Genomic DNA, 22,243 nt, shown 5'->3' with positions numbered 1-22,243 from the left:
GATGAATCCACCGGCCTATATTTCCCTGCGCGTGGCGCAGATCGTCACGGAAACCGCGGATGCCAAATCGTTGGTGTTCGAGGTTCCCGAGGCATTGCGCGAACAGTTTACTTACAAGAGCGGTCAGTTCCTGACCTTGCGTGTGCCTTTCGAGAGTGGCTGGTTGCCGCGGTGTTACTCGCTGTCCAGCACCCCGCTGGAGAACGAGCCGCTACGGGTCACGATCAAGCAGGTACGCGACGGCCGCGCTTCCAATTGGTTGTGCGAGCAGTTGCGCGAGGGGGACCACCTTGAAGTGCTGGCCCCGGCCGGGGTGTTTGTGCCCCGGCATTTTGATGATGATTTCGTGTTGTTCGGCGGTGGCAGCGGGGTGACGCCGGTGCTGTCGATCCTGCGCTCGGCCTTGATCGCCGGCACAGGCCGCATCCTGTTGATTTACGCCAACCGCGATGAGGCTTCGGTGATCTTTGCCAGCGAGCTTAAAACCCTGGCCAGCGCTTACCCGCAGCGCCTGCAAATCATTCACTGGCTGGACTCGGTACAAGGGATTCCGGCCGTGGCGCAACTGGCGGAACTGGCCCGGCCGTTTACCCGGGCCCAGGCATTCATCTGTGGCCCCGGGCCGTTCATGGATGCCGCCGTCAGCGCCTTGCACCTGATCGGCATGGAGCATGGACGGATCCACGTCGAGCGTTTCGTCTCGTTGCCCGAAGAAGGCAGCGTGGCAGCGCCTGCCGCCGTCGACACGGATGTCATCGGCAGCCAGCTGTCGGTACGTCTCGATGGCGAGGAGTTCGAAGTGCCGTGCGCCGAAGGTGAAACCCTGCTCAACGCCATGCAGCGTGCCGGCCTGAAACCGCCCAGTTCATGCCTGGTGGGCTCTTGCGCCACCTGCATGTGTACCGTGGAGCGGGGCAGTGTCGAGATGCTGCGCAACGATGCCCTGGACCAGCAGGAACTGAATGACGGCTGGGTGCTGGCGTGCCAATCGGTGCCCAACAGTGAACACCTGCGCGTGTGTTTTCCCGAATAATCAGCCAGACGAGCGACCGATGACTTCCAGCCTGCAAGCAATGCCCCGCGCGGCCCTCAACCTGCCGCGTTCGATTCCCGACCTGCTGCTCAACGCCGCGCAGCAACATGCCGGGCGTACAGCGATTGAAGAAAATGGCGAGTGCACCGACTACCGGGATTTGCCGCAACTGGCGCTGGCCGTGACCCGCAGCCTGATGGCCCGGGGCGTTGGCAAGGGTGACCGGGTGGCAATCTGGGCACCCAATGGCCGGGCATGGATCATCGCCGCCCTGGGTATCCACTGTGCAGGGGCGGTGATGGTTCCCGTCAACACCCGCATGAAAGGCAACGAGGCGGCAGATATCCTGCTGCGTAGCGGCGCGCGTTTACTGTTTGTGCAGCCGACATTCCTGGGGACCGACTACCTGGCGTTACTGGCGCCGCACCGCCCGGCCAGCCTTGAGCATCAAGTGCTGCTGGGTGAGGTGTCAGGCCACGACCCGGCAGACATGACCTGGGATCAATTTCTGGCCCAGGGCAGCGTAATCAGTGAAGCGGCTGCCCGCCAACGTGCCGCCGGTGTGGGCGCTGATGACCTCAGTGATCTGCTGTTTACCTCCGGCACCACGGGCAAGCCCAAAGGCGTGATGAGCGCTCACGGGCAAAACATCCGGGCCTTCAGCGAGTACGTCAATGTCATCGGGCTGGAGGCTGGCGATCGCTATCTGGTGATCAACCCGTTTTTTCATGCCTTCGGCTACAAGGCCGGCTGGCTGACCTGCCTGTTGGCCGGTGCGACGATCTTGCCGCATCCGGTGTTCGATGCCGAAGCTGTGTTCCAGCGCATTGCTGCCGAACGCATCAATGTGCTGCCGGGGCCGCCGACCCTTTACCTGTCGATGCTGGCCCACCCGAAACTGGCTGAAACCGACCTGTCGAGCCTGCGGATTGCGGTCACGGGGGCGGCGACCATTCCGCCGATCCTGATCGAGCGCATGCGCCGGGAACTGGGGTTCTCGGTGGTGACAACCGCCTACGGCCTGACCGAATGCGGTGGCCTGGCGACTATCTGCGACCCGGCCGACCCGGCCACCACCATCGCCGGTACCAGTGGCCGGGCGATCCCGGGCACCGAAGTGAGCATTCGCGATCCGCAAAACCGCGCGTTGGCGGCGGGCATGACCGGCGAGATCTGCCTGCGCGGTTTTCATGTGATGAAGGGGTACTTCGAAGACCCCGCCGCCACTGCTGAAACCATCGACAGTGATGGCTGGCTGCACACCGGCGACATTGGCGAACTGGACGCAGCGGGAAACCTGCGGATCACGGATCGCCTGAAAGACATGTTCATCGTCGGGGGCTTCAATTGCTATCCGGCCGAAATTGAAGCCGGCTTGATCGAGCACCCGGCCATTGCCCAGGTGGCCGTGATCGGCGTGCCTGACGAGCGCATGGGTGAGGTGGGGTGTGCGTGCGTGGTCTTGCGCCATGACCAGCAACTGGACGAAGCCGGATTGATTCAATGGGCACGCGAGCACATGGCCAACTACAAAGTACCGCGTCGGGTGCGGTTCTATGACGCTTTGCCGGTGAATGCCTCAAACAAAGTGGCGAAGAACGAACTGCGCGCGAGCGTGATGTAGTTCACCCGAAAAGCCCCTCCCGGACGGTGAGGGGCTTTTGCTTCCTGGGGCTCAGTGCCCTTCAAACACGGCCGGGCGTTTTTCGATGAATGCCTGCATCCCTTCTTTCTGATCGCGGGACGCAAATAACAGGGCATTGGCTTTGCGTTCCAAAGCCAGGCCTGTTTCGAGGGGGGCGTCCACCCCGGCCAGTATCACTTCCTTGATCTGCTCAGCGGCGAGCGGTGGCATGGCGGCAATCAGGCTGGCCATTTCCAGGGCGTGCGCCTGGACTTTTTCATCGGCCACAACATCGCTCACCAGCCCGGCCACCCACGCTTCTTCAGCGGTAATCGGTTGCCCGGTCAGGGCCATGCGCATGGCCTTGGCCTTGCCGACGGCGCGGACCAGGCGCTGGGTGCCGCCGATGCCGGGCATGATCCCGATCCGGATCTCCGGCTGGCAAAATTTGGCGCTGTGCCCGGCCACGATGATGTCGGCCAGCATCGCCAGCTCACAGCCACCGCCATAGGCGTAACCGCACACTGCGGCAATCACCGGCTTGGGGCAGTGCTGGATCGGTGCCCAGACCCGCTCGGTATGCCGCTGGTAGATGTCGATCGGGCCGACCCCCGCCATGCTGTTGATGTCACCCCCGGCGGCAAACACCTTGTCGCCGCCCGTGAGCAGGATGCAACGAACCTCGGGGTTTTGCGCCAGTTCAACGAAATAGCGCGACAACAGCGCCTGTAATTCCAGGCTCAGGGCATTGGTCGCCTGTGGGCGGTTAAGGCGCAGCAGGGCCACGCCCGGGGTCGGGAATTCAAGCAATACCGGCGCGGCAGATGGGTCTGACATGGGGTTCCTCATTAACAGGGGCTGTCACCACAGCGTGCGCTGGATTGTTGCGTTGGTACGCCAGTGCTTCATCGTCCATTCAGACGACGAGCAGCCCCGGGAATGTCCCTAGAGTGGCTCCATCAGTAGAAAAGGAGCACGTCATGGGGCAACTCTCAGGGCTGGACTACAGCGGCAAGGTGGTGCTGGTCACCGGCGGTACCAAAGGCATCGGCGCAGGTATTGCCTGCAGTTTTCTGGAAGCCGGGGCACAGGTGATCGTGTGTGGCAGGACGGCACCTGACGTGTTGCCCCGGGCGGGTTCGGCGCAGGCCGTGTTCATGGCTGCGGATGTGCGCGACCTGGATTCGCTCAAGGCGTTGTTCGATGGCATTCGTGCTGACTTCGGTCGCCTCGATGTGCTGATCAACAATGCGGGGGGCAGCCCTGCGGCCGAGGCTGGCAGCGCTTCACCCCGTTTTCATGAAGGCATTATCCGCCTCAATCTGATTGCCCCTTTGAATGCCGCGCAGCAGGCCAACGCCTTGATGCAGCAACAGGTCGAAGGCGGCTGCATTGTGTTTATCGGCAGCATCAGCGCCTTGCGTGCATCGCCCGGTACGGCGGCGTACGGCGCGGCCAAGGCCGGCGTGCTGGCGCTGGTGCAATCGCTGGCCGTTGAGTGGGCACCCAAGGTGCGTGTGGTTGCGGTCAGCCCCGGGTTGGTCCGTACCGAACAGTCGCACCTGCATTACGGCGACGAACACGGGGTTGCGGCGGTCAGCGCAGGGATTCCGGCTGGCCGGATGGCGCTGCCGGAGGACATCGGCAACGCCTGCCTGTTTATCGCTTCACCGATGGCGGGTTATGCCAGCGGCTGCAATTTGTTGTTACACGGTGGCGGTGAACGCCCGGCATTTCTGGGTGCGGCGCAGAGCGCAGGGCACTGATCGACCTTCAGCGGCGACCAGTGGGTTGCCGCTCTCAAGACGCAGGAGACGAACTTGGCTGATTCTCAATTGCTAACCGACATACGCGCCCTGGTGGGGCGTGAATATGGTCGCGTGTACGCCTGGGACGAAGTCAACGCCCCGATGATTCGCCAGTGGTGCGAGATCATGGGCGTGGACAATCCGCTGTACACCGATCCGGCCTTTGCCGCCAACAGCCCGCAGGACGGTCTGGTCGCACCCGCATCGATGTTGCAGGTGTGGTGCATGGAAGGTTTCCACGCGAACAACTACCCGCCTGGCTCAACCGCTGAAAACCCCTACGAAGTGCTCAAGCTGATTGAGTCGTACGGCTATGCCTCAGTGGTCGCGGTCAACTCCGAGCTGACTTTCAACCGCAACCTGCGTCCCGGTGAAAAGCTCTACTACACCACGCGCCTGGACTCGGTGGGCGACGAGAAAACCACGGGGCTCGGCACCGGGTTCTTTGTCACGCTGGTGATGAGCTACTTCGTCGAGCACAAAAGTGGCGACGAAGCGGTCGGGGAGCTGTTGTTTCGCGTGTTCAAGTTCCGTCCGGCTACCCGGCACGGGGTGGAAGCGGCACCGGCCAAGGTCGAGGCAGCACCTGCCGTCAAGCGGCCCAAGCCGGGCATCAGCGATGACACCCGTTTCTTCTGGGATGGCTGCGATGCCGGCAAGTTGCTGATCCAGCGCTGCACGCAATGCCAGACCCTGCGCCATCCTCCGGCGCCGGTCTGCATCGACTGCCATTCCTTCGATTGGGACACGGTCGAAGCCAGCGGGCGTGCCAGTTTGTATTCGTTCGTGATCATGCATTACCCCGAAGTGGCCCCGTTCGATCACCCCAACCCGATCGGCCTGATCGAGCTGGAGGAGGGCGTACGACTGGTGGCCGGGCTGGTGGGGATCGAGCGCGAGGCGTTGAGCATCGGTCAGCCCCTGCAGCTTGAGTTCCAGACTTTCGACGGTGAGTTGACCTTGCCAATGTTCCGGCCTGCAGCCGAGTAAGGGGGCAGCATGGACTTTGAATTGACCGAGGATCAGAGCGCCATCGCGCAAATGGCCGGCAGCGTGTTTGCCGACTATTGCACGGATGATCGCCTGCGCCAGTTCGATACCAGCGAGGCGGCATTTATGCAGCCGCTGTGGCAACTGTGCGTGGAGACCGGCCTGCTAGCCCTGGCCATCCCGCAAGCGCAGGGCGGCAGCGGGCTGGGCATGACTGAGCTGCTGCAGGTGTTGCAGGCACAGGGCAGCGCGCTGGGTCAGGTGCCGCTGTGGCGGCATCAACTGGCAGCGGCCACGCTGGCACACGGTGCCGATCCGGCATTGCTGACGTGGGCGAGCGAGGCGGCGGCAGGGAATGCGCTGTTGACCCTGGACCTCAATGGTTTGAGCAGCGCCCGGGGTATCGAGCTGCACGCCACGGCCCATGAGGGCGGTTGGCAGCTGGAAGGGCGGGTGGCGGCATTGCCGCTGGCCGAGGAATCGCAAGCGGCTTTGCTGCTGGTCAGCGTTGACGGTCAGCCGCGTTTGGCGCTGGTCGAACTGGGGGCAAAAGCGATCACTTGCGTGCCAGGAAGGATGACTCACGGCGAAGCGATCGCTGATGTGCACATTGATGGCCTGCACATTCCCTCCAGCCATTTGCTGGCGCCAACGGCCCTGAGCTGGCTGGAACCGCGCAGCATCGCGGCCCTGGCCGCCCTGCAACTGGGCGTGAGCAGCGAGCAGATTCGCCGCACCGTGGAATACGTCACCGACCGCCGCCAGTTCGATCGCAGCATTGGCAGTTTCCAGGCGGTGCAGATGAGCATGGCCAACGCCCAGATCGCGCTCGAAGCCTTGCGCAGTTGCCTGTGGCAGTTGTGCTATCGCCTGGATGCCGGCTTGCCTGCGCCCTCCGAAGCATTGGCCACGGCGTGGCAGGCCTGTGAAGCGGGCCACTTGATCGGGCACAACGCCCAGCACGTACACGGCGGTATCGGCGTCGACCTGACGTACCCGATGCATCGCTATCTCTACTGGAGCCGCGCCCTGGGCAGTGCCTTGGGCGGTTCGGCAGCAAGCCTGGAACGCCTCGGCGATTGGCTGAGCCACAACGACAAGCTGGGATGGAAATATGACCTCGAAGAACACCAAGCGCTTTGATGACGTGCGCCCCGGCGAAACCCTGCCGGCGCTTGCGATCCCGATTACCGTGGGCCTGGTGACAGGCGGCGCGATTGCCACCCGCGATTATTTTCCGGGCCACCATGATCTGAACGCTGCCCAGGCCCTCGGCTCGCCGCACATCTTCATGAACATCCTCACCACCAACGGGCTGGTGCAACGGTATGTCGAAGCATGGGCCGGCCCTGAAGCGCGATTCGCTTCGCTGAAGATCAAGCTCGGCGCACCGAACTACCCGGGTGACTGCATGACGTTCAATGGCGCCGTCACCCATCAGGATCCTGCCACCCGCACGGTGGAAATAACCCTCAGCGGCAAAAATTCGATGGGCAACCACGTGACCGGTACGGTCGCGCTGGTTCTGCCCTGATAGCGGGAGACAGCACACATGACGCAATCGTCACTTTCCGGCAGTGCCGCCATTGTTGGCCTGGGCGCGACCGAATTCTCGAAAAACTCCGGACGCACCGAACTGCGCCTGGCGCTGGAAGCTACGCTGGCGGCCCTCAAGGATGCCGGCATCGATCCGTCCGAAGTCGAAGGCTTCAGCTCGTACTCCGTGGACAAAGTCCCGGAGTATGAGATCGCTCGCTTGCTGGGCTGCAAGGACGTCAAGTTCTTCTCCCAGGTGCCTCACGGCGGCGGTGCTGCCTGTGCTCCGATCATGCATGCGGCAATGGCCGTCGCCACGGGTGTGGCCAAAGTCGTGGTGGTGTACCGCGCCATGAACGAACGCTCGTGGTATCGCTTCGGCAGCGGCAGCTATGGCTTTGCCTCGACGCCGATTTTCGAGAACGTCAACTACGGCTGGTACATGCCGCACGGCCTGCATACCCCGGCATCCTGGGTCGGCATGTTCGCCCAGCGCTACATGCACACCTATGGCGCTACGTCCGAAGACTTCGGTCGTGTTGCCGTGGCCGTGCGGGACTTTGCCGCCACCAACCCGGCGGCGTTCTTCTACGGCAAGCCGATCACTCTGGAAGAACATCAGGCTTCGCGCTGGATCTGTGAGCCTTTGCACCTACTCGATTGCTGCCAGGAATCCGACGGCGCAGTGGCCATGGTGATTACCTCGGCCGAACGCGCCAAGGACCTGCGCCAAAAGCCGGTGACGATCAAGGCCGGTTCCCAGGGCATCACCTCGGGTCAGCAAATCATGACCTCGTTCTACCGCGACGATATCACCGGCTTGCCGGAGATGGGCGTGGTGGCCAAAGAACTGTATCGCCAGTCGGGCCTGGGCCCGCAAGCCCTGCAGACGGCGATCATCTATGACCACTTCACACCGTTTGTGCTGCCGCAACTGGAAGAGTTCGGCTTGTGCGAGCGCGGAGAAGCCAAGGAATTCATTCGCGCCGGGCATCACGCGCGGGGCGGCAAGTTCCCGATCAATACCCACGGCGGGCAATTGGGCGAGGCCTATATCCACGGCATGAACGGTGTGGCTGAAGCGGTGCGCCAGGTACGTGGCACGGCGGTCAACCAGGTGGACAACGTGGAAAACGTTCTGGTAACCGCCGGCACTGGTGTACCTACCAGCGGCCTGATTCTTGGCACAGCCTGAGGGGATTCCCATGTTCGTCGACCTCACACCCGAACAACATGCCCTGCGCCATAAGGTGCGGGACTATTTCCAAAACCTGATGACCCCGCAGCTGCGTGAACAATTGCGCGGTAAAGAGGGCGGCGAACTCTATCGCGACACCATTCGCCAGATGGGACGCGATGGCTGGCTGGCCGTGGGTTGGCCCAAGGAACACGGGGGGCAGGGTTACGGCCCGACCGAGCAGTTCATCTTCTTTGAAGAAGCCAATATTGCCGGTGCTCCGCTGCCGTTTGTGACGATCAGCACCGTGGGGCCGGCCCTGATGGCCTACGGCACCGAACTGCAAAAGGCCAAGTTCCTGCCGGGCATTGCTGCCGGTGAAATCATCTTCGCCATTGGCTATTCCGAGCCCGATGCCGGCAGCGACCTGGCGGTTCTGAAAACCACAGCCCGGCCCGAAGGCGATCACTTTGTGGTCAATGGCAACAAACTCTGGACCTCCGGCGCGGAGTCCGCCGACTACATCTGGCTGGCCGCGCGTACCGATCCGGAGCGACCTCGGCACAAGGGCGTGTCGATCCTGATTCTGGATACCCGGGCCGAAGGTTTCTCGACCACGGTCATCCCGACCACCAGCAACCCGACAGCGGCCACCTACTACGACAACGTGCGCGTACCTGCAGAGATGCTGGTGGGTGAGTTGAACGCGGGCTGGAAGCTGATCACCGCACAACTCAACCATGAGCGGCTGGGCCTGGGGGCCTGGTCGGACAAAGTAGTGGGGTTGTTCCGGCGGGTTTTGCTGTGGGCCCGTGAAGCGGATGAACACGGGGTTCGTGCCACTGACAAAGCCTGGGTGCGTGCTGGTCTGGCGCAGTGTTACGCCCGGCTCGAAGCCATGCGCCTGATCAACTTGCGCATCGCCGCCGACCTGGAGCGCGAGCGCATGGACGTGGCGCTGGCCTCGACCACCAAGGTGTACGGCTCTGAGTCGGCGATCGAGATCCTGCGGGTACTGAGTTCTATCGTCGGTGCCAACGGGCTGGTACGCGGCGGTTCGGCAGCGTCATTGCTGCAAGGGGATCTGGAGTACGAAGTGCGCGCTTCGGTGACATTGACCTTTGGCGGCGGGACCAACGAAATCCAGCGCGAGCTGATTGCCCAGTTCGGCCTGGGCATGCCCCGTACCCAACGCTGATAACGCTGAATACGGTAGCCGCTGCCGAGGTACGAGGCTGCGATAAGGGCCGCAGGCCCTTCAACCCCGGGGGCCGCTTCGCAGCCCATCGCAGCCTCGTGCCTCGGCAGCGGCTACACGAACCGACAGGTGAAAGAACATGAGCACGACTGATTCGTTCAGAGAGCAAACCCGCAGCTGGCTCGAGGCCAACTGCCCGCCGTCGCAGCGCAAGGCCATACCGGAAGGCGAGTTGGTCTGGGGAGCGAGCGCTGTTGAGTTCCCGAGTGCGGACGCCCGGCTGTGGTTCGAGCGTATGCGTGACAAGGGCTGGTTTTGCCCGGACTGGCCGCAAGCCTATGGCGGTGCAGGGTTGAGTCCGGAGCACAACGCGGTGCTGGAGAGCGAGCTGCGTCGCCTCAAATGCCGTCCGCCACAAATCAACCTGGGGATCTGGATGCTGGGCCCGGTGCTGCTGGAATTCGGCACCGAAGAGCAGAAACAAAACCTGCTGACCCCCATGACCCGTGGCGAAGTGCGCTGGTGCCAGGGGTTCTCCGAGCCCAATGCCGGTTCTGACCTGGCCAGCCTGAAAACGTCAGCCCGCGATGCCGGCGATCATTTTGTCGTGGACGGCAGCAAGATATGGACCTCCTACGGCGACAAGTCCGACTGGATGTACGCGCTGGTACGCACCGATCCCAAGGCCAGCAAACACGCAGGTATCAGCCTGATTGTGCTCGACATGAACAGCCCGGGCGTGAGCGTGGCACCGATTGATTTGATCAGCGGCAAATCGGCCTTTTGCCAGGTGTTTTTTGATGGCGTCAAAGTGCCGAAAAGCCAGTTGATCGGCCCGCTGCATGGCGGTTGGAACCTGGCCAAGCGCCTGTTGCAGCACGAACGCAAAGCCATGTCCAAGTTCGGTGAGTTCAGTTTGCCGACGCATTTCCATCTGTTGCCGCTGGTTCAAGAGTTCTTGCCTGAACCGGCCGGTGCGGGTGAATCGGCGCTGGTGGCGCGTGCCGTGGCCAGCGCAATGAATGAGCAGGCCTACAACCTGACCGTGCAGCGCATGGGCGAAGAAGCCCGTGCCGGGCAGGACGTCAGCGGGCTGATGTCGATCATGAAACTGGTGCACACCGAACAGGAACGCGACAAGTTCGAAGTGCTGCTGGACGTCATGGGTTACCACGCGCTGGGCTGGGGCAAGGAAGCTTTCAGCTCCCGGGAGCAAGCCATTACCCGTGGCTGGCTGAACAGTTTTGCCCTGACGATTTCCGGCGGCGCGTCGGAAATCCAGCTCAATGTCATCGCCAAGCGGGTCCTCGGCCTGCCTGAAGCGAAGTAAGGAACCTCACCATGAACCTGCTTTATAGCGAAGAACAACGGCTGTTGGCCGACAGCGCCCGCGAGTTCCTGGCGGCGCGCAGCCCGGTGTCCCGTCAACGCGCTTTGCGTGATGAGCACGCGGCGAACGGTTTTGACCGCCAGCTGTGGCAAGACGCGGTGGCGTTGGGCTGGAGCGCGATTCCATTTCCAGAGAACCTTGGCGGGCTGGACTTCGGCTGCATGGGCCTGGGCCCTGTTTTTGAGTCCATCGGCAGCAACCTGAGCGCCTCGCCGTTGTTGTCGAGCGTGGTTCTCAGCGGTTCGCTGTTGCACTTGCAAGGCAACGCACAGCAACAGGACCGCTGGTTGTCGGCCACCATCAGTGGCGAACAGCGGCTGGCATTGGCCCTTGACGAGCAGCCCCGGCATGCGCCGTCGAATCTGGCCTTGCAGGCCGTACCCAATGCCTCGGGCTACAGCCTGAGCGGAGAGAAGTTTTTTGTCATCGACGGCATGGGGGCCGACGCTTATCTGGTGGCTGCGCGCACCTCGTCGCACCGGCACTCTGAAACGGGCATTAGCCTGTTCCTGATCCCTGCCGATGCCCAAGGCCTGACGGTCAGTGAATTGCCGCTGATTGACTCGCGCAATCATGCGCGCTTGCAACTGGACCAGGTGCAGGTCGGTCCCGACGCGCTGCTGGGAGAGGCCGGTTCTGCCTGGTCTGCCTTGAATACGGCGCTGGATCGCGCGCGCGTGTGCCTGGCGGCAGAAATGCTGGGCATGGCTGAAAAACTGTTCGACATGACCCTCGACTACCTCAAGACCCGTGTTCAGTTCGATGTGGCCATCGGCACCTTTCAATCACTGCAACACCGGGCGGCCCAGCTCTATGTGGAGCTGGCTCTGGCGCGCAGCGCAGTCATGGCCGGGTTGGCGGCGCTCGACGATGCCAGCCTGAGTGAGGCTGAGCGTCAGCGCCTGGCCAGTCTGGCGAAGTGGAAGGCGGGCGGCATGGCGCTCAAGGTGGCCAATGAAGCGGTGCAAATGCACGGCGGCATCGGCGTCACCGACGAGCTCGATGTCGGCCTGTATCTCAAGCGTATTCGTGTGGCGCAGGCGTGTCTCGGCGATACCGATTACCACTGCGAGCGCTATGGCGCCCTTGAGCTCGCGCACGCTTGAGCCTGTGACGAATGGTTTGGGTCAGGAGAATAACAAGATGAAACTTGAGCAATGGCAGAGTGCCTGGCAACAACTGATTGGTGCCGGCTCGCCTTTTGAAGTGCTGACGCCAGCCGATGGCGGGCCGAAGCGCTTCCGGCATTGTGCGCCGAGTGTGTGGGCGGCAATTGACAGTGGTCGCGTACATGGCGATCGGGAGTTTCTGGTCTGGGAGCAGCAGCGTCTTACCTTCAGCGAGTTTTTTGACCAGGTGGATCGACTGGCCGGGCAACTGGTACAGCGTTTCGGTGTGCGCAAAGGTGATCGCGTGGCCATTGCCATGCGCAACCAGCCGTCCTGGCTGGTGGCATTTGCGGCCATTCAGCGTTGCGCCGGGGTGTGTGTACCGCTGAACAGCTGGGGGCTGCGCGACGAGTTGTTCCACGGCCTGCAGGACAGCGGTGCGCACTTGTTGCTGTGTGATGAACCGCGCCTGCAATTGCTGAGCAATGACCTGCACGCCAAAGGCCTGGCAACCCTCGTCGTCGGCATGGCTGCGGATCAGCCGCTGGATGAGCATTGCCAGCGCCTGGAAGACCTGCTGGCCGCGCCTGCGCTGAGTGCCCCGCACTTGAACGTCAGTGCAGACGACCCGGCGATGATTCTCTACACCTCAGGCACCACCAGCCTGGCCAAAGGCGTGCTGTCGACCCATGGCGCGGTGTGTCAGGCCCTGGCGGCCCTGGAGTTTCAAGGCGCGTTCTGCGCGGTCAGTTCACCGGAGCGCATCAGCGTGGTGATCAACAGCGGCTATGCACCGACCACCTTGATGGCGGTGCCGCTGTTCCATGTCAGCGGTTTGCATGCGCAATTCTTGCTGGCCCTGCGCAGCGGCCGCCGTTTGTTGCTGATGTACAAGTGGGATGTTGAAAAAGCCTTCGACATGATCCGCGACGAGCAGTGCACGCAATTCAACGGCGCGCCCGTGATGATGCAGCAACTGCTGACTTCACCGCGCTTTGGTACGGCCGACACGGTAAGCCTGTTCGGTTTGGGACTTGGCGGAGCGGCGCCCTCCAGCAGCTTGCTGGCGCACCTGACGCAACGCAAACCGCAAGCCATCGGTGGCAGCGGTTATGGCCTGACCGAAAGCAACGGCATTTGCGCGGCCATCGGCGGTGACCAGTTCGTCTACAAGCCGGCATCGGCCGGTTGGCCCTTGCCCATCGTTGATGTGCGCATTGGCGATGATCCCCATCGGCCGGTGGCCAGTGGTGTCAGCGGGCTGATCTGGTTGCGTTCGCCGACCCTGATGAGTGGCTACTGGAACCTGCCTGAAGCCAGCAGCCAGACCTTGCGCGACGGTTGGCTCGACACCGGTGACATTGGTCATCTGGATGAAGAAGGCTTTCTCTACATCACTGACCGGGCCAAAGACCTGATCAACCGGGGTGGCGAAAAAATCTCCGCTGCCGAAGTTGAATCCTGTGCCTGTGAAATGCCGGGCGTGATCGAGGCCGCGGCCTTCGCCATGCCTGACGACGTACTGGGCGAGGTGGTGTATCTCGTGGTCCGCGGCAACCCGGGCGATACCCCGGACAGCGAGGCGGTGCGCACCTTTATTGGCCAGCGCCTGGCGAGCTTCAAGGTGCCGGCGCAGATCCATGTCCAGCACACGCCTTTCGTGCGCAATGCCTCCGGCAAGATGCTTAAAAATGTACTCAAGGACGTGTTGCTAACGGCCTGATTAGTCTTTGTGGACGATGTACTCGCCGGTAGATGGCGAAGAATGGACGCATCCCCCAGCTAGCCTTATTCGCGTAGGAGGCAATACATGAAAATAACAAGAACAGGCGTAATGCTCGTCACCGCCCTGGCCGTCAATGTGGTTGCAGTCAGTACGGTATCCGCTCAGGTATCTCCCGCAGAAGCGGCCAAACTGGGCAAAGAGCTGACCTGTGTGGGCGCTGAACAGGCGGGTAATGCCGCGGGTACCATCCCGCCGTACACCGGCAAATACCTCGGCGAAGTCCCGGGCTGGAATCACGTCAAGTTCTCGGGCGATCAGCCGGTGGATCCTTACGCCGCTGAAAAGCCGATTCTGGTCATCACCGCGCAAAACATGGCTGAGCACGCAGATAAACTCACAGAAGGGCAGAAAGCGCTGCTCAAGCGCTATCCAACCACCTACAAGATGAACATCTATCCGGGTCACCGTGATTACCGCTACCCCGATTACGTGTGCAAACGGGCGATGAGCAACGCCTTGAACGCCAAACTGGTTGACGATGGCATGGGCGTTGAAGGGTTGGGCCAGGTGCCGTTCCCGATTCCGAAAAACGGTATGGAACTGCTGTGGAACCACCAGTTGCCGGCACGCGCCTGGACCGAAGAGAAAACCAGCGATCTGGCGTCGGTACTGCCCAATGGCAGCATTGGCTGGGGCCGCGCTTATGGGCGAGGCCTGTCACAAGCCAACTCGCCGACGGTCGAGCCCAAAACCGAAGACAAAATCCAGGCCATGGGCAACAACACCACGCTCAAACCGGCCCGTGACAACGGTGTGATCAGCATTTCGCACGAACCCTACAACTTCCTGACCAACCCGCGTCAGGCCTGGAGCTACAGCCCTTCGACCCGTCGTGTGCGGCTGTTGCCGGGGTACGGCTATGACCAGCCGATGATCGGCACCAACGGCACCATGACCGTGGACGAAGACCGTTTGTTCAACGGTTCGCCGGAGCGGTTTTCCTGGAAACTGGTGGGCAAGCGTGAAATCTACATTCCGGCCAACACCTACAAGGCGAACGCTGGCACGGTCAAATATGCCGACATGCTGACCCCGAACCACCCGAACCCGGATTTGATGCGCTATGAACTGCGTCGGGTGTGGGTGCTGGAAGCTGATCTCAAGGAAGGCTACCGCCACGTCTACGGCAAACGCGTAATGTTCATCGACGAAGACACCTGGCACAGCGTGATGGCGGACAACTACGATGCCCGTGGGCAGTTGTGGAAGCACGCGATGGTCAACTACTACTACCACCCGGACATGAGTGCCTGGCAAGCGGGTTCCCAGTTCTTCATGGACTTGAACTCGGGGCAGTACACCGGTTACGGCATGACCAACGAAGCGAAAAAAGGCCCGATCCTGAACGAAGGCAAATTCACCCCGGATCAATACACCGCCGATGCTGCAAGGGCGAAGGGGCGCTAAGCGTTTCAACCCGAGTTTGACCTGAAGCCCCGTCGGCCAACGACGGGGCTTTTTTTTGTCGCCGCTGGCGAAGGCTGCGATGGATGCAGCAGCGGCGGACGCAGCCTCGCTCCGCTCGTCAGCTGCTACGAGGTTGGGGTGGTTGCCTTTTCGCAGCCTGCGGCAGCGGCTACAGGTTTGGATGTTTCTGTAGCAGCGGTCGAGTAGCACGAGGCCGCGTCCGGCGGCGGACGCAGCGAGGTTGGGGTGGTTGCCTTTTCGCAGCCTGCGTCAGCGGCTACAGGTTTGGGGTGTTTCTGTAGCAGCGGTCGAGTAGCACGAGGCCGCGTCTGGCGGCGGACGCAGCCTCGCTCCGCTCGTCAGCTGCTACAGGTTTGGGATGTTTCTGTAGCCGCTGCCGAAGGCTGCGATGGGGATTAGTCGGAGGTCTGCGCTTCGGTCCAGACGGCCCATTCGTATCCGTCGAGGTCGGTAAAGTGAAAGCGTGTTCCGCCGGGGAAGGGGAATTCCGGGCGGATGATCTGTCCGCCGGCGTTGGTAATCGCGTGTGCTACCGGTGTGAGGTTGTCGGCGTAGATGATGATCAGCGGCCCGCCGGAACGGACCGGTTCGCAGGTGGTGAAACCGCCGGTCAGTTGGCCGTCGCTGAATTCGCTGTAGGTCGGGCCGTAGTCAGTGAATGTCCAGCCAAATACAGCGCCGAAGAAGGCCTTGCTGCGGCTGATGTCGCTGACGTTGAATTCGATGTTGTCGATTTTGAAGTGGCGCTGGTCTGTTTTCACGAGGATCTCCTGATGTGCGTGAAATATAGTCAAGCCGCTCCGTGATCGCCAATGCACCAGCTTCACAGGGCGTGCCGTTGCTGGCCACGCCCTGTTTTCAAGCGGGTGTCAGGCTTCGCGCCCGGCTTTGTGTCCTGCACTGATGGCGCCTTCGATGTAACCGATGCTGTGGCAATCACCCAGGCTGAGGGCGTTGATGCCGGCACGGGTCAAGGCGTCGAGCAGGTCGGTGTTGGGCTGGGCGCCGATGGCCAGGACCACCGAGTCCGCCTGGCTTTCACCCACCTGGCCATCGGCCAGTTGGTAGTGCACGCGCTGGCCGTCAATGGCGGTCACGCTGGCACCGGTGATCAACTCGCCTCCGTGTACGCGAATCTCATGCAGCACGCGCCAGCGGCGTACGATGGCCAGTTCGCGGCCCAGGTGGGTGCCGCTTTCCAGGACGCACACCTGACGACCACGGGCGATGAGGAATTCAGCCAGCTCCAGGCCGACCAGTCCCCCTCCGATGATGGTGACGCGCTTGCCCAGGGGCATCCAGACCCGCGACAGTTTTTGCATGGCTTCGCTGCTGTCGGTGATGCCCGCCAGGCTGCCGGCTTTCATCAATGTGCGCTGGGTAAATGACAACTTGCGCTTGGCCACTTCGTCGGCGCGGTCGCCGGTCATCAGGCGGCGCAGTTCGTCGCCGCTCCAGACGTGATCCTGATCCGCACCGGGGATGGCTGGCGCTGCGCGCTCGGCGCCGACGGCCACCAGTACTTGATCGGCCCCCAGGTCACGCAGCAGGGCAGGGCTGGCCTCGGTGTTCAAGCGAATATCAATTGTCGATTGCTGCACCTGTACCCGCAGGTTGTCCAGCAGGCGGGCGTTTTCGGCATAGGCCAAACCGGCGAAGAACAACGTGCCGCCAAGGCGGTCGCTGCGTTCCAGCAGGGTGACGCGATGCCCGCGCAGGGCGGCCATCCGGGCCGCTTCCATGCCGGCTGGGCCTGCGCCGACCACCACGATGTGTTTCGCGGTGACGGCCGGGGTGATGACGTATTCGAACTCATGACCGGTCATGGGGTTGACCGCGCATTTGACGCGCTCGTTGACGAAAATCTGACTGACGCAGACGTAGCAGTAGATGCAGGGCCGAATACTCGACTCCTGCTCGTTGAGCAGTTTATTCGGCAGGTCCGGGTCGGCCAGAAGCTTGCGGCCCATGGCAATGAAATCGCAGTCGCCGCGTTTCAAGGCGCTTTCACCAACGTCGGGCTCGATGCGACCCACCGCGATCACGGGCAGATTCACGCTGCGTTTGAACGCGGCGGTCCACTCCATAAATCCACCGGGCTTGTGTACCAGGGGCGCCTCGGTAAATACCACGCCGCTGATGATGCGGGCACTGGCCGAAACACTGACGGCGTCGACCCCGGCCGCCTCGGCCATGCGCGCCACGGCGATGGCATCGTCAAGGCTGATGCCGCCCGGGGTGTGCAGTTCTTCGGCATCAAGGCGTAGCCATACAGGAAACTCGCGGCCGACCCTGGCCCGTACCGCGGCGATAATCTCCAGCAGCAGCCGGGCCCGGTTTTCCAGGTTGCCCCCATAGGCGTCTTCGCGGTGGTTGTAATAGGACGACAGGAAACCGGCGATGATGTAGCCGTGGGCCGCGTGCAGTTCCACCCCGTCGAAACCGGCGCGTTTGGCGCGGTCGGCGGCGCAGGCGAACCAGTCGGTCATCTGTGCGATGTCTGCGCTGTCCATCACCCGGATCGGCGCCCCTTCGGCACGGCGCTTCATGGAACTGACGAAGTTGGACAGCTCCTCGGGCGTCAGCGCGCTCATCATGTCGCTCTGCAGCACAGGTGGTACGGACGGCACCCAGAGTTGCCGGCCTTCGGCCATGTCCCGCACGGAGGTCTTGCCGGCATGCTGCAATTGCATGGCGATTTTGGCGCCGTGGCGGTGGACGCGTTCGGCGAGGCGGCTCAGGCCGGGAATAAAGTCATCGCTGGACACACCGACCTGGAACGGTTCGGCGGTACCGGCGGGAAAGGCAATCGAGCACACACCCATGATCAGCAGGCCGGCGCCACCCCGGGCGCGGGCTTCGTAATAGGCTTGAATCCGTTCGCCGCACTGGCCGTCCGCTTCTGCGAAGTTAGAGCCCATGGGCGCCATGACGATGCGGTTGCGCAGCTCAAGTGAGCCGATACGGCCGGGGGCCAGTAATTGAGGAAATTTTGTCATTGTTATTTCAGCCCGAGCGGGAATTCAGAAGGGGAAACGGCCGCCCGCAGGCAGCCGTCGGTCATGCGTTGACGCGTGGCGGACTCAGGCTTTCAAGAACTCCAGGCACGCCTTGTTGAACAGCTCGCGGTGTTCCACCTGAACCCAATGGCCGCAGCGGTTGAGCATGATGAAGCGTGCATTGGGTGCATGGGTCAGCACTTTCAGCGCGCCGCTGGCGGGGTTGAAGTTGTCGTCGGTGCCCCAAAAACCGAGGATCGGCGCGCGCAGTTCTTCAAGGCGCTCGGTCATGTTCGGCACCATCATGGTGGTAAACAGATTGCGCGGTTGAAGCACCGCCACGGCCACACGTTCGGCCAGCAGCTTGTCATCCAGTTGTGAACTGTCGAACAGTTGCAGGCTCATGATCCGGCGCATGTGTTCGATGCCCAGCGGGCCTGCGTTGTACAGCTCGACCATGCGCTGAATGCCGATCATCTTGAAATAGGTTTCGCGGTCTTCAACGCCGCCGGGGGCCATCAGAATCAGCTTTTCGACACACTCGGGCTCGGCCAGCGCCATGCCCAGCGCAATGGCGCCCCCCAGCGAGTTGCCCAGCAGGGTGGCGCGCTTGACGCCCACGGCCTTGAGGAAACCCGACATGGCGCTGACGAAGAAGTCCAGGTTGTACTGCGCGTCTTCGGGCTTGTCGGAGCGGCCGAACCCCGGCAAATCCACCACCAGGTTACGGAAGCCGGAGGCTGCAAACTGTGGGTAGTTGCCCTTGAAGTTGCTGAAGCCGCTGGCGCCCGGCCCACTGCCGTGCAGCCACAGCACCACCGGGCCGCTGCCCTCGTCGAGAAAGTGCAGGCGCAGTCCGCTGTCCAGGGTCACGAAATGGCCGATAGGCAGCGGAAGGTCTTGTTCTGTCATCACTCAGTCTCCGAAAATCAGGCAGTGACCGCTTTGGCCGAAGGCGTTGCGGCTAGGGTTGGTTGGGTGAGGTAGTTGCGGTAGCGCGGCAAGGCCATGGCCAGGAACACCGATGCCAGCACCAGCAGCGAGACGCAGGAGGCCAGGGCATAGCGCAGCCCCTCGTTGCCCAGGCTATGAGCAAAACCGTCACTGAGCATGCCGATGAGCAAGGGACCGACACCGACACCGAGCAAGGTCATGGACATCACGAATATCGCTGTGGCCTGGGCCAGGCGTGTGGCCGGGAACAGGTGCGAGATAGCGCCCAGGCACGGTGTTGCCCACCAGGTGCCGAAGAAACTGAACACCGAATAAAACAGGAATGCGGTGGGCACCGGCGTGCTGCCGACGTAAAACGCGGTGCCGGTGGGCATCAGGAAGTAGGCGAGTGCAAAAGGGATGCTGATAAGCGTCCCCAGCAGTGGCACGCCAATTTGCCAGCCTTTGTCACGACGCACCATGCGATCACACAATATGCCGCAGGTGAGGGTGCCCAGCGTCGCGCCGACACCTCCGGCCACGCCGGCCAGCAGCCCCGCGTCCTGCAGGCTCAGGCCATGGGAGCGGATCAGGAAGCTTGGGCTCCAGGTTCCGATGGCGTACCCGGCAATCGCCGCGGAACCGCCGGTCAGCACCAGCCACAGAAAGGACGGTGTTTGAAACAGCTGGCGCACAGTGACCGCCCAATGGTCCTGGATCAGGTCCGCGGCCTTGACCAGTTGTGCGGGCTTCGGGGCGCGCACGGTCAGCATCAGCAACAGACCGAGAAAAATCCCGGGGGCGCCGATGATCAAAAAGGCGAAACGCCAGCCGTAATGCTGGGCGATCCAGCCGCCCAGGCCCAGGCCGAAAATCGCCCCCAGGCTTGATCCGAGCATCAGTACCGAGAGGGCGGTCGAGCGGCGCTCCGGTGGATACAGGTCAGACACCATCGCCATGGATGGCGCGGTGCCGCCAGCCTCACCAATGGCCACCCCGATACGGGCGACCACCAGCATCGAGAAGCTGGCCGCCAGCCCGCAGAACATGGTCATCACGCTCCAGGCGATACAACTGAGCCCGATGACGGTCTTGCGTCCTATACGGTCGGACAGGCGACCCAGCGGAAAGCCGAACAGGGTGTAAAACACCGCGAAGGTTACGCCTGAAAGCAGGCCGATGCCGGTGTCGGAAATTCCGAATTCGGCCTTCACCGGTTCGATCAGAATCGCCATCAACAGACGGTCGATGTAGTTGAAGACATAAATGGCTGCCAGTACGCCCAATGCGTAATGGGTTCGCCAGGTGGGACGCGAGGGTATGGACACGACGGGTTCTCCCGGTTTTGTTCTAGTGAGAGTGTTATTCCATAGGCGCACAGGGTCTACATCGTCCGTTTAGACCAGCAGGTCAGCACTCCATCGATAACCTTCAGCCCGGGATAGAGCTATCTACAGTATTTCTTGTGGATGTCGAGTTTTGCGCAGGCCGAGTTGTTTTTCGGTGGCCCCTGACGATTGTCTTCATGCCGCGCGAAGGCTTAGTCCCATCGGACGATGTTCTGCTTTTTCGTGCAGTCAATGATGGTTCCCGTATCCCGCCGTCAGCCTTCAGTGCTGCAGTCGGGCGTCATTCTGGCAGGCGGGAGGCTCCATGAAATTGATGAATAAGGTTGCGTTTGTAACGGGTGCAGGCCAAGGCATGGGACGGGCGATCGTTCGTCATTTCGCCGAGCAAGGTGCATGGGTGGTGGCGGCTGATATCAACCTTGAGGCAGCTCGGGAAACGATTGAGGGCCTGGGTGACAAGGCGTTGGCCGTCAGTTGCAACGTGGCCGACAGCGACTCTGTCGCGACGGCAATGGCCGCTGTGCAAGCACGCTTCGGTCGTTTCGATGTGCTGGTCAATAACGCCGGCATCGGCTCGATCGATGCTTTCGCACAAACCCCGGACGAACACTGGCAACGGGTGATCGGCGTCAACCTGACCGGCACTTTCTTTTGTAGCCGCGAGGCCGTGAAGTTGATGCTCGCTGCCGGCACCCCGGGTGTAGTGATCAATATCTCCAGTACTTCAGCCCTGACCGGTGAAGGTCCAAGCCATTACTGCGCCGCCAAAGCCGGCGTGATGGGGCTGACCCGCAGCATGGCGCGCGAATTGGCGGCCAATGGCATTCGCGTCAACACCATCGTCCCTGGCCCGACCAACACGCCAATGATGGCTGACATCCCCGACGACTGGATGCAAAGCATGCTCAAGGCCATCCCGTTGGGCCGCATGGGCGAAACCGATGAAATTGCGCGGGTCGCGGCCTTTCTGGCCAGTGATGACGCGGCGTTTATCACCGGGCAAAACCTCGCGGTCAACGGCGGCATGGCGTTTATCTAATCGTTGGGCACTGGATGGGGGAACAGGGTATGAGCATTCGTTTACAGGGCAAGGTCGCATTCATCACCGGCGCCGGATCGGGCATCGGTGCCGCCACGGCGCTGCGGTTTGCCGAGGAGGGCGCGCTGGTGGTGTTGTGCGGTCGCCGTATCGAACCGCTGGAAGCGGTGGCGGCACAGATTCGTGATGTCGGGGGGCGTGCCGAATGTGCGGTGGCCGATGTCAGCAATGAAGCGGCTTATGTCGGCGCCATTGAAGCGGCTGCCAACCGCAATGGGCGACTGGACATTCTGGTGAACAACGCCATGGCCTACAGCTGGGGCGCGATTGACAGCACCTCGACGGCTGACTGGCACTCGAACTTCGCCACTACGGTGGACGGTACGTTCTGGGGCACGCGCACGGCCATGAGCCTGATGCGTGCACAGGGCAGCGGCTCGATCATCAATATTGCCTCGATCTGCGGCCTGTTCGGCACACCGTGGATGGCCGGCTACTCAGCGGCCAAGGCGGCTGTCATCAACTTCAGTCGTGCAGCGGCCAGCGAAGGCGCGAGCCATAACATCCGCTGCAACGTGGTGATCCCGGGCGTGGTAGCGACCCCGGCCACCGCGGGCATGCTGACTGACGACAAGACCCGTCTCAACACCGAAAAACTGATTCCCCTCAAACGCGTCGGCCTGCCGGTAGAAGTGGCCAACGCCATTCTGTTCCTGGCCAGCGACGAAGCGTCTTACATCACCGGTGCGAGCTTGCCGGTCGACGGTGGCCGCAGTAGCGAACTGTACACCGTACTGGAATAACCCCACGTATCGCAGGGGCCGGGGCGGCTGTGGCCGCTCGG

The 22,243-nt window shown here is 62.2% G+C and carries 19 protein-coding genes; 14 read left to right on the top strand and 5 right to left on the bottom strand.

The annotated features are described in order from the left end of the window. Position 1: 1 nt before the first annotated feature. Complete coding sequence (locus tag AWM69_RS09800) at positions 2–1,033, top strand: ferredoxin--NADP reductase (protein WP_218726471.1); 1,032 nt, start codon at positions 2–4, stop codon at positions 1,031–1,033. Positions 1,034–1,052: 19 nt separating this feature from the next. Further along, entirely contained in the window at positions 1,053–2,657 is a 1,605-nt protein-coding gene (locus AWM69_RS09795) for a FadD3 family acyl-CoA ligase (RefSeq protein ID WP_218726470.1), read from the top strand. A gap of 51 nt (positions 2,658–2,708) precedes the next feature. On the opposite strand, the gene AWM69_RS09790 is transcribed toward AWM69_RS09795, so the two are convergent. Next, positions 2,709–3,494 (bottom strand): enoyl-CoA hydratase, encoded by a 786-nt coding sequence (locus AWM69_RS09790; protein ID WP_218726468.1) that lies wholly within the window; start codon positions 3,492–3,494, stop codon positions 2,709–2,711. 143 nt (positions 3,495–3,637) lie between these two features. On the opposite strand from AWM69_RS09790, the gene AWM69_RS09785 reads away from it, so the two are divergent. The 10 genes from AWM69_RS09785 (at position 3,638) to AWM69_RS09740 (ending at position 15,058) form a co-directional block, all read left to right on the top strand. Next, positions 3,638–4,423, top strand: a complete 786-nt coding sequence (locus tag AWM69_RS09785; protein WP_218726466.1) for an SDR family oxidoreductase — start codon at positions 3,638–3,640, stop codon at positions 4,421–4,423. Between the two features lie 54 nt (positions 4,424–4,477). Continuing rightward, positions 4,478–5,455, top strand: coding sequence for a bifunctional MaoC family dehydratase N-terminal/OB-fold nucleic acid binding domain-containing protein (locus AWM69_RS09780; protein WP_218726464.1), 978 nt, complete (start codon positions 4,478–4,480; stop codon positions 5,453–5,455). A 9-nt stretch (positions 5,456–5,464) separates the two neighbouring features. Continuing rightward, positions 5,465–6,598 (top strand): acyl-CoA dehydrogenase family protein, encoded by a 1,134-nt coding sequence (locus AWM69_RS09775; RefSeq protein ID WP_218726463.1) that lies wholly within the window; start codon positions 5,465–5,467, stop codon positions 6,596–6,598. Then, positions 6,570–6,989, top strand: a complete 420-nt coding sequence (locus AWM69_RS09770; RefSeq protein ID WP_048380243.1) for a MaoC family dehydratase — start codon at positions 6,570–6,572, stop codon at positions 6,987–6,989. Before AWM69_RS09775 ends, AWM69_RS09770 begins: the two co-directional genes overlap by 29 nt. 18 nt (positions 6,990–7,007) lie before the next feature. Further along, positions 7,008–8,186 carry a lipid-transfer protein gene (locus AWM69_RS09765; RefSeq protein WP_048380241.1) on the top strand — a complete coding sequence of 393 codons (1,179 nt, stop codon included), beginning with the start codon at positions 7,008–7,010 and terminating at the stop codon, positions 8,184–8,186. 10 nt (positions 8,187–8,196) lie between these two features. Beyond that, positions 8,197–9,366 carry an acyl-CoA dehydrogenase family protein gene (locus AWM69_RS09760; protein ID WP_218726461.1) on the top strand — a complete coding sequence of 390 codons (1,170 nt, stop codon included), beginning with the start codon at positions 8,197–8,199 and terminating at the stop codon, positions 9,364–9,366. A gap of 139 nt (positions 9,367–9,505) precedes the next feature. After that, positions 9,506–10,696: an acyl-CoA dehydrogenase family protein gene (locus tag AWM69_RS09755; protein WP_218726459.1), complete on the top strand. Its 1,191-nt coding sequence runs from the start codon at positions 9,506–9,508 to the stop codon at positions 10,694–10,696. Between the two features lie 11 nt (positions 10,697–10,707). Continuing rightward, a complete protein-coding gene (locus tag AWM69_RS09750) occupies positions 10,708–11,862 on the top strand; it encodes an acyl-CoA dehydrogenase family protein (RefSeq protein ID WP_218726457.1) in 1,155 nt (384 codons plus the stop codon). 37 nt (positions 11,863–11,899) lie between these two features. After that, entirely contained in the window at positions 11,900–13,588 is a 1,689-nt protein-coding gene (locus tag AWM69_RS09745; protein WP_218726455.1) for a class I adenylate-forming enzyme family protein, read from the top strand. A gap of 87 nt (positions 13,589–13,675) precedes the next feature. Further along, on the top strand, positions 13,676–15,058 hold the full coding sequence (locus AWM69_RS09740; protein WP_373274302.1) for a DUF1329 domain-containing protein: 1,383 nt from the start codon (positions 13,676–13,678) through the stop codon (positions 15,056–15,058). Between the two features lie 416 nt (positions 15,059–15,474). Here the strand turns inward: AWM69_RS09740 and AWM69_RS09735 are convergent, their stop codons facing one another. From AWM69_RS09735 to AWM69_RS09720, 4 genes are all read right to left on the bottom strand, one after another. After that, complete coding sequence (locus tag AWM69_RS09735; protein ID WP_131654013.1) at positions 15,475–15,840, bottom strand: VOC family protein; 366 nt, start codon at positions 15,838–15,840, stop codon at positions 15,475–15,477. A 108-nt stretch (positions 15,841–15,948) separates the two neighbouring features. Further along, on the bottom strand, positions 15,949–18,078 hold the full coding sequence (locus AWM69_RS09730) for an FAD-dependent oxidoreductase (RefSeq protein WP_218726453.1): 2,130 nt from the start codon (positions 18,076–18,078) through the stop codon (positions 15,949–15,951). Between the two features lie 84 nt (positions 18,079–18,162). Continuing rightward, complete coding sequence (locus AWM69_RS09725) at positions 18,163–18,990, bottom strand: alpha/beta fold hydrolase (protein WP_218726451.1); 828 nt, start codon at positions 18,988–18,990, stop codon at positions 18,163–18,165. Between the two features lie 17 nt (positions 18,991–19,007). Then, a complete protein-coding gene (locus tag AWM69_RS09720) occupies positions 19,008–20,339 on the bottom strand; it encodes an MFS transporter (RefSeq protein WP_218726449.1) in 1,332 nt (443 codons plus the stop codon). A gap of 325 nt (positions 20,340–20,664) precedes the next feature. On the opposite strand from AWM69_RS09720, the gene AWM69_RS09715 reads away from it, so the two are divergent. Both AWM69_RS09715 and AWM69_RS09710 read left to right on the top strand, forming a co-directional pair. Then, positions 20,665–21,399, top strand: coding sequence for an SDR family NAD(P)-dependent oxidoreductase (locus AWM69_RS09715; RefSeq protein WP_048380221.1), 735 nt, complete (start codon positions 20,665–20,667; stop codon positions 21,397–21,399). Positions 21,400–21,428: 29 nt separating this feature from the next. Continuing rightward, on the top strand, positions 21,429–22,202 hold the full coding sequence (locus tag AWM69_RS09710) for an SDR family NAD(P)-dependent oxidoreductase (protein WP_218726447.1): 774 nt from the start codon (positions 21,429–21,431) through the stop codon (positions 22,200–22,202). Positions 22,203–22,243 lie beyond the last annotated feature (41 nt).

This window comes from Pseudomonas sp. D1HM (genome assembly GCF_019266105.1).
In the GTDB taxonomy this organism is placed as follows: Bacteria; Pseudomonadota; Gammaproteobacteria; order Pseudomonadales; family Pseudomonadaceae; genus Aquipseudomonas; species Aquipseudomonas taetrolens.
This window is presented reverse-complemented; position numbering and strand designations above follow the sequence as displayed.

Bases quoted from the DNA above. Each gene is read 5' to 3' on its own strand.
- AWM69_RS09800 (WP_218726471.1), top strand. From the start codon at position 2: ATGAATCCACCGGCCTATATTTCCCTGCGCGTGGCGCAGATCGTCACG.
- AWM69_RS09795 (WP_218726470.1), top strand. From the start codon at position 1,053: ATGACTTCCAGCCTGCAAGCAATGCCCCGCGCGGCCCTCAACCTGCCG.
- AWM69_RS09790 (WP_218726468.1), bottom strand. From the start codon at position 3,494: ATGTCAGACCCATCTGCCGCGCCGGTATTGCTTGAATTCCCGACCCCG.
- AWM69_RS09785 (WP_218726466.1), top strand. From the start codon at position 3,638: ATGGGGCAACTCTCAGGGCTGGACTACAGCGGCAAGGTGGTGCTGGTC.
- AWM69_RS09775 (WP_218726463.1), top strand. From the start codon at position 5,465: ATGGACTTTGAATTGACCGAGGATCAGAGCGCCATCGCGCAAATGGCC.
- AWM69_RS09770 (WP_048380243.1), top strand. From the start codon at position 6,570: ATGACCTCGAAGAACACCAAGCGCTTTGATGACGTGCGCCCCGGCGAA.
- AWM69_RS09765 (WP_048380241.1), top strand. From the start codon at position 7,008: ATGACGCAATCGTCACTTTCCGGCAGTGCCGCCATTGTTGGCCTGGGC.
- AWM69_RS09760 (WP_218726461.1), top strand. From the start codon at position 8,197: ATGTTCGTCGACCTCACACCCGAACAACATGCCCTGCGCCATAAGGTG.
- AWM69_RS09755 (WP_218726459.1), top strand. From the start codon at position 9,506: ATGAGCACGACTGATTCGTTCAGAGAGCAAACCCGCAGCTGGCTCGAG.
- AWM69_RS09750 (WP_218726457.1), top strand. From the start codon at position 10,708: ATGAACCTGCTTTATAGCGAAGAACAACGGCTGTTGGCCGACAGCGCC.
- AWM69_RS09745 (WP_218726455.1), top strand. From the start codon at position 11,900: ATGAAACTTGAGCAATGGCAGAGTGCCTGGCAACAACTGATTGGTGCC.
- AWM69_RS09740 (WP_373274302.1), top strand. From the start codon at position 13,676: ATGAAAATAACAAGAACAGGCGTAATGCTCGTCACCGCCCTGGCCGTC.
- AWM69_RS09730 (WP_218726453.1), bottom strand. From the start codon at position 18,078: ATGACAAAATTTCCTCAATTACTGGCCCCCGGCCGTATCGGCTCACTT.
- AWM69_RS09725 (WP_218726451.1), bottom strand. From the start codon at position 18,990: ATGACAGAACAAGACCTTCCGCTGCCTATCGGCCATTTCGTGACCCTG.
- AWM69_RS09715 (WP_048380221.1), top strand. From the start codon at position 20,665: ATGAAATTGATGAATAAGGTTGCGTTTGTAACGGGTGCAGGCCAAGGC.
- AWM69_RS09710 (WP_218726447.1), top strand. From the start codon at position 21,429: ATGAGCATTCGTTTACAGGGCAAGGTCGCATTCATCACCGGCGCCGGA.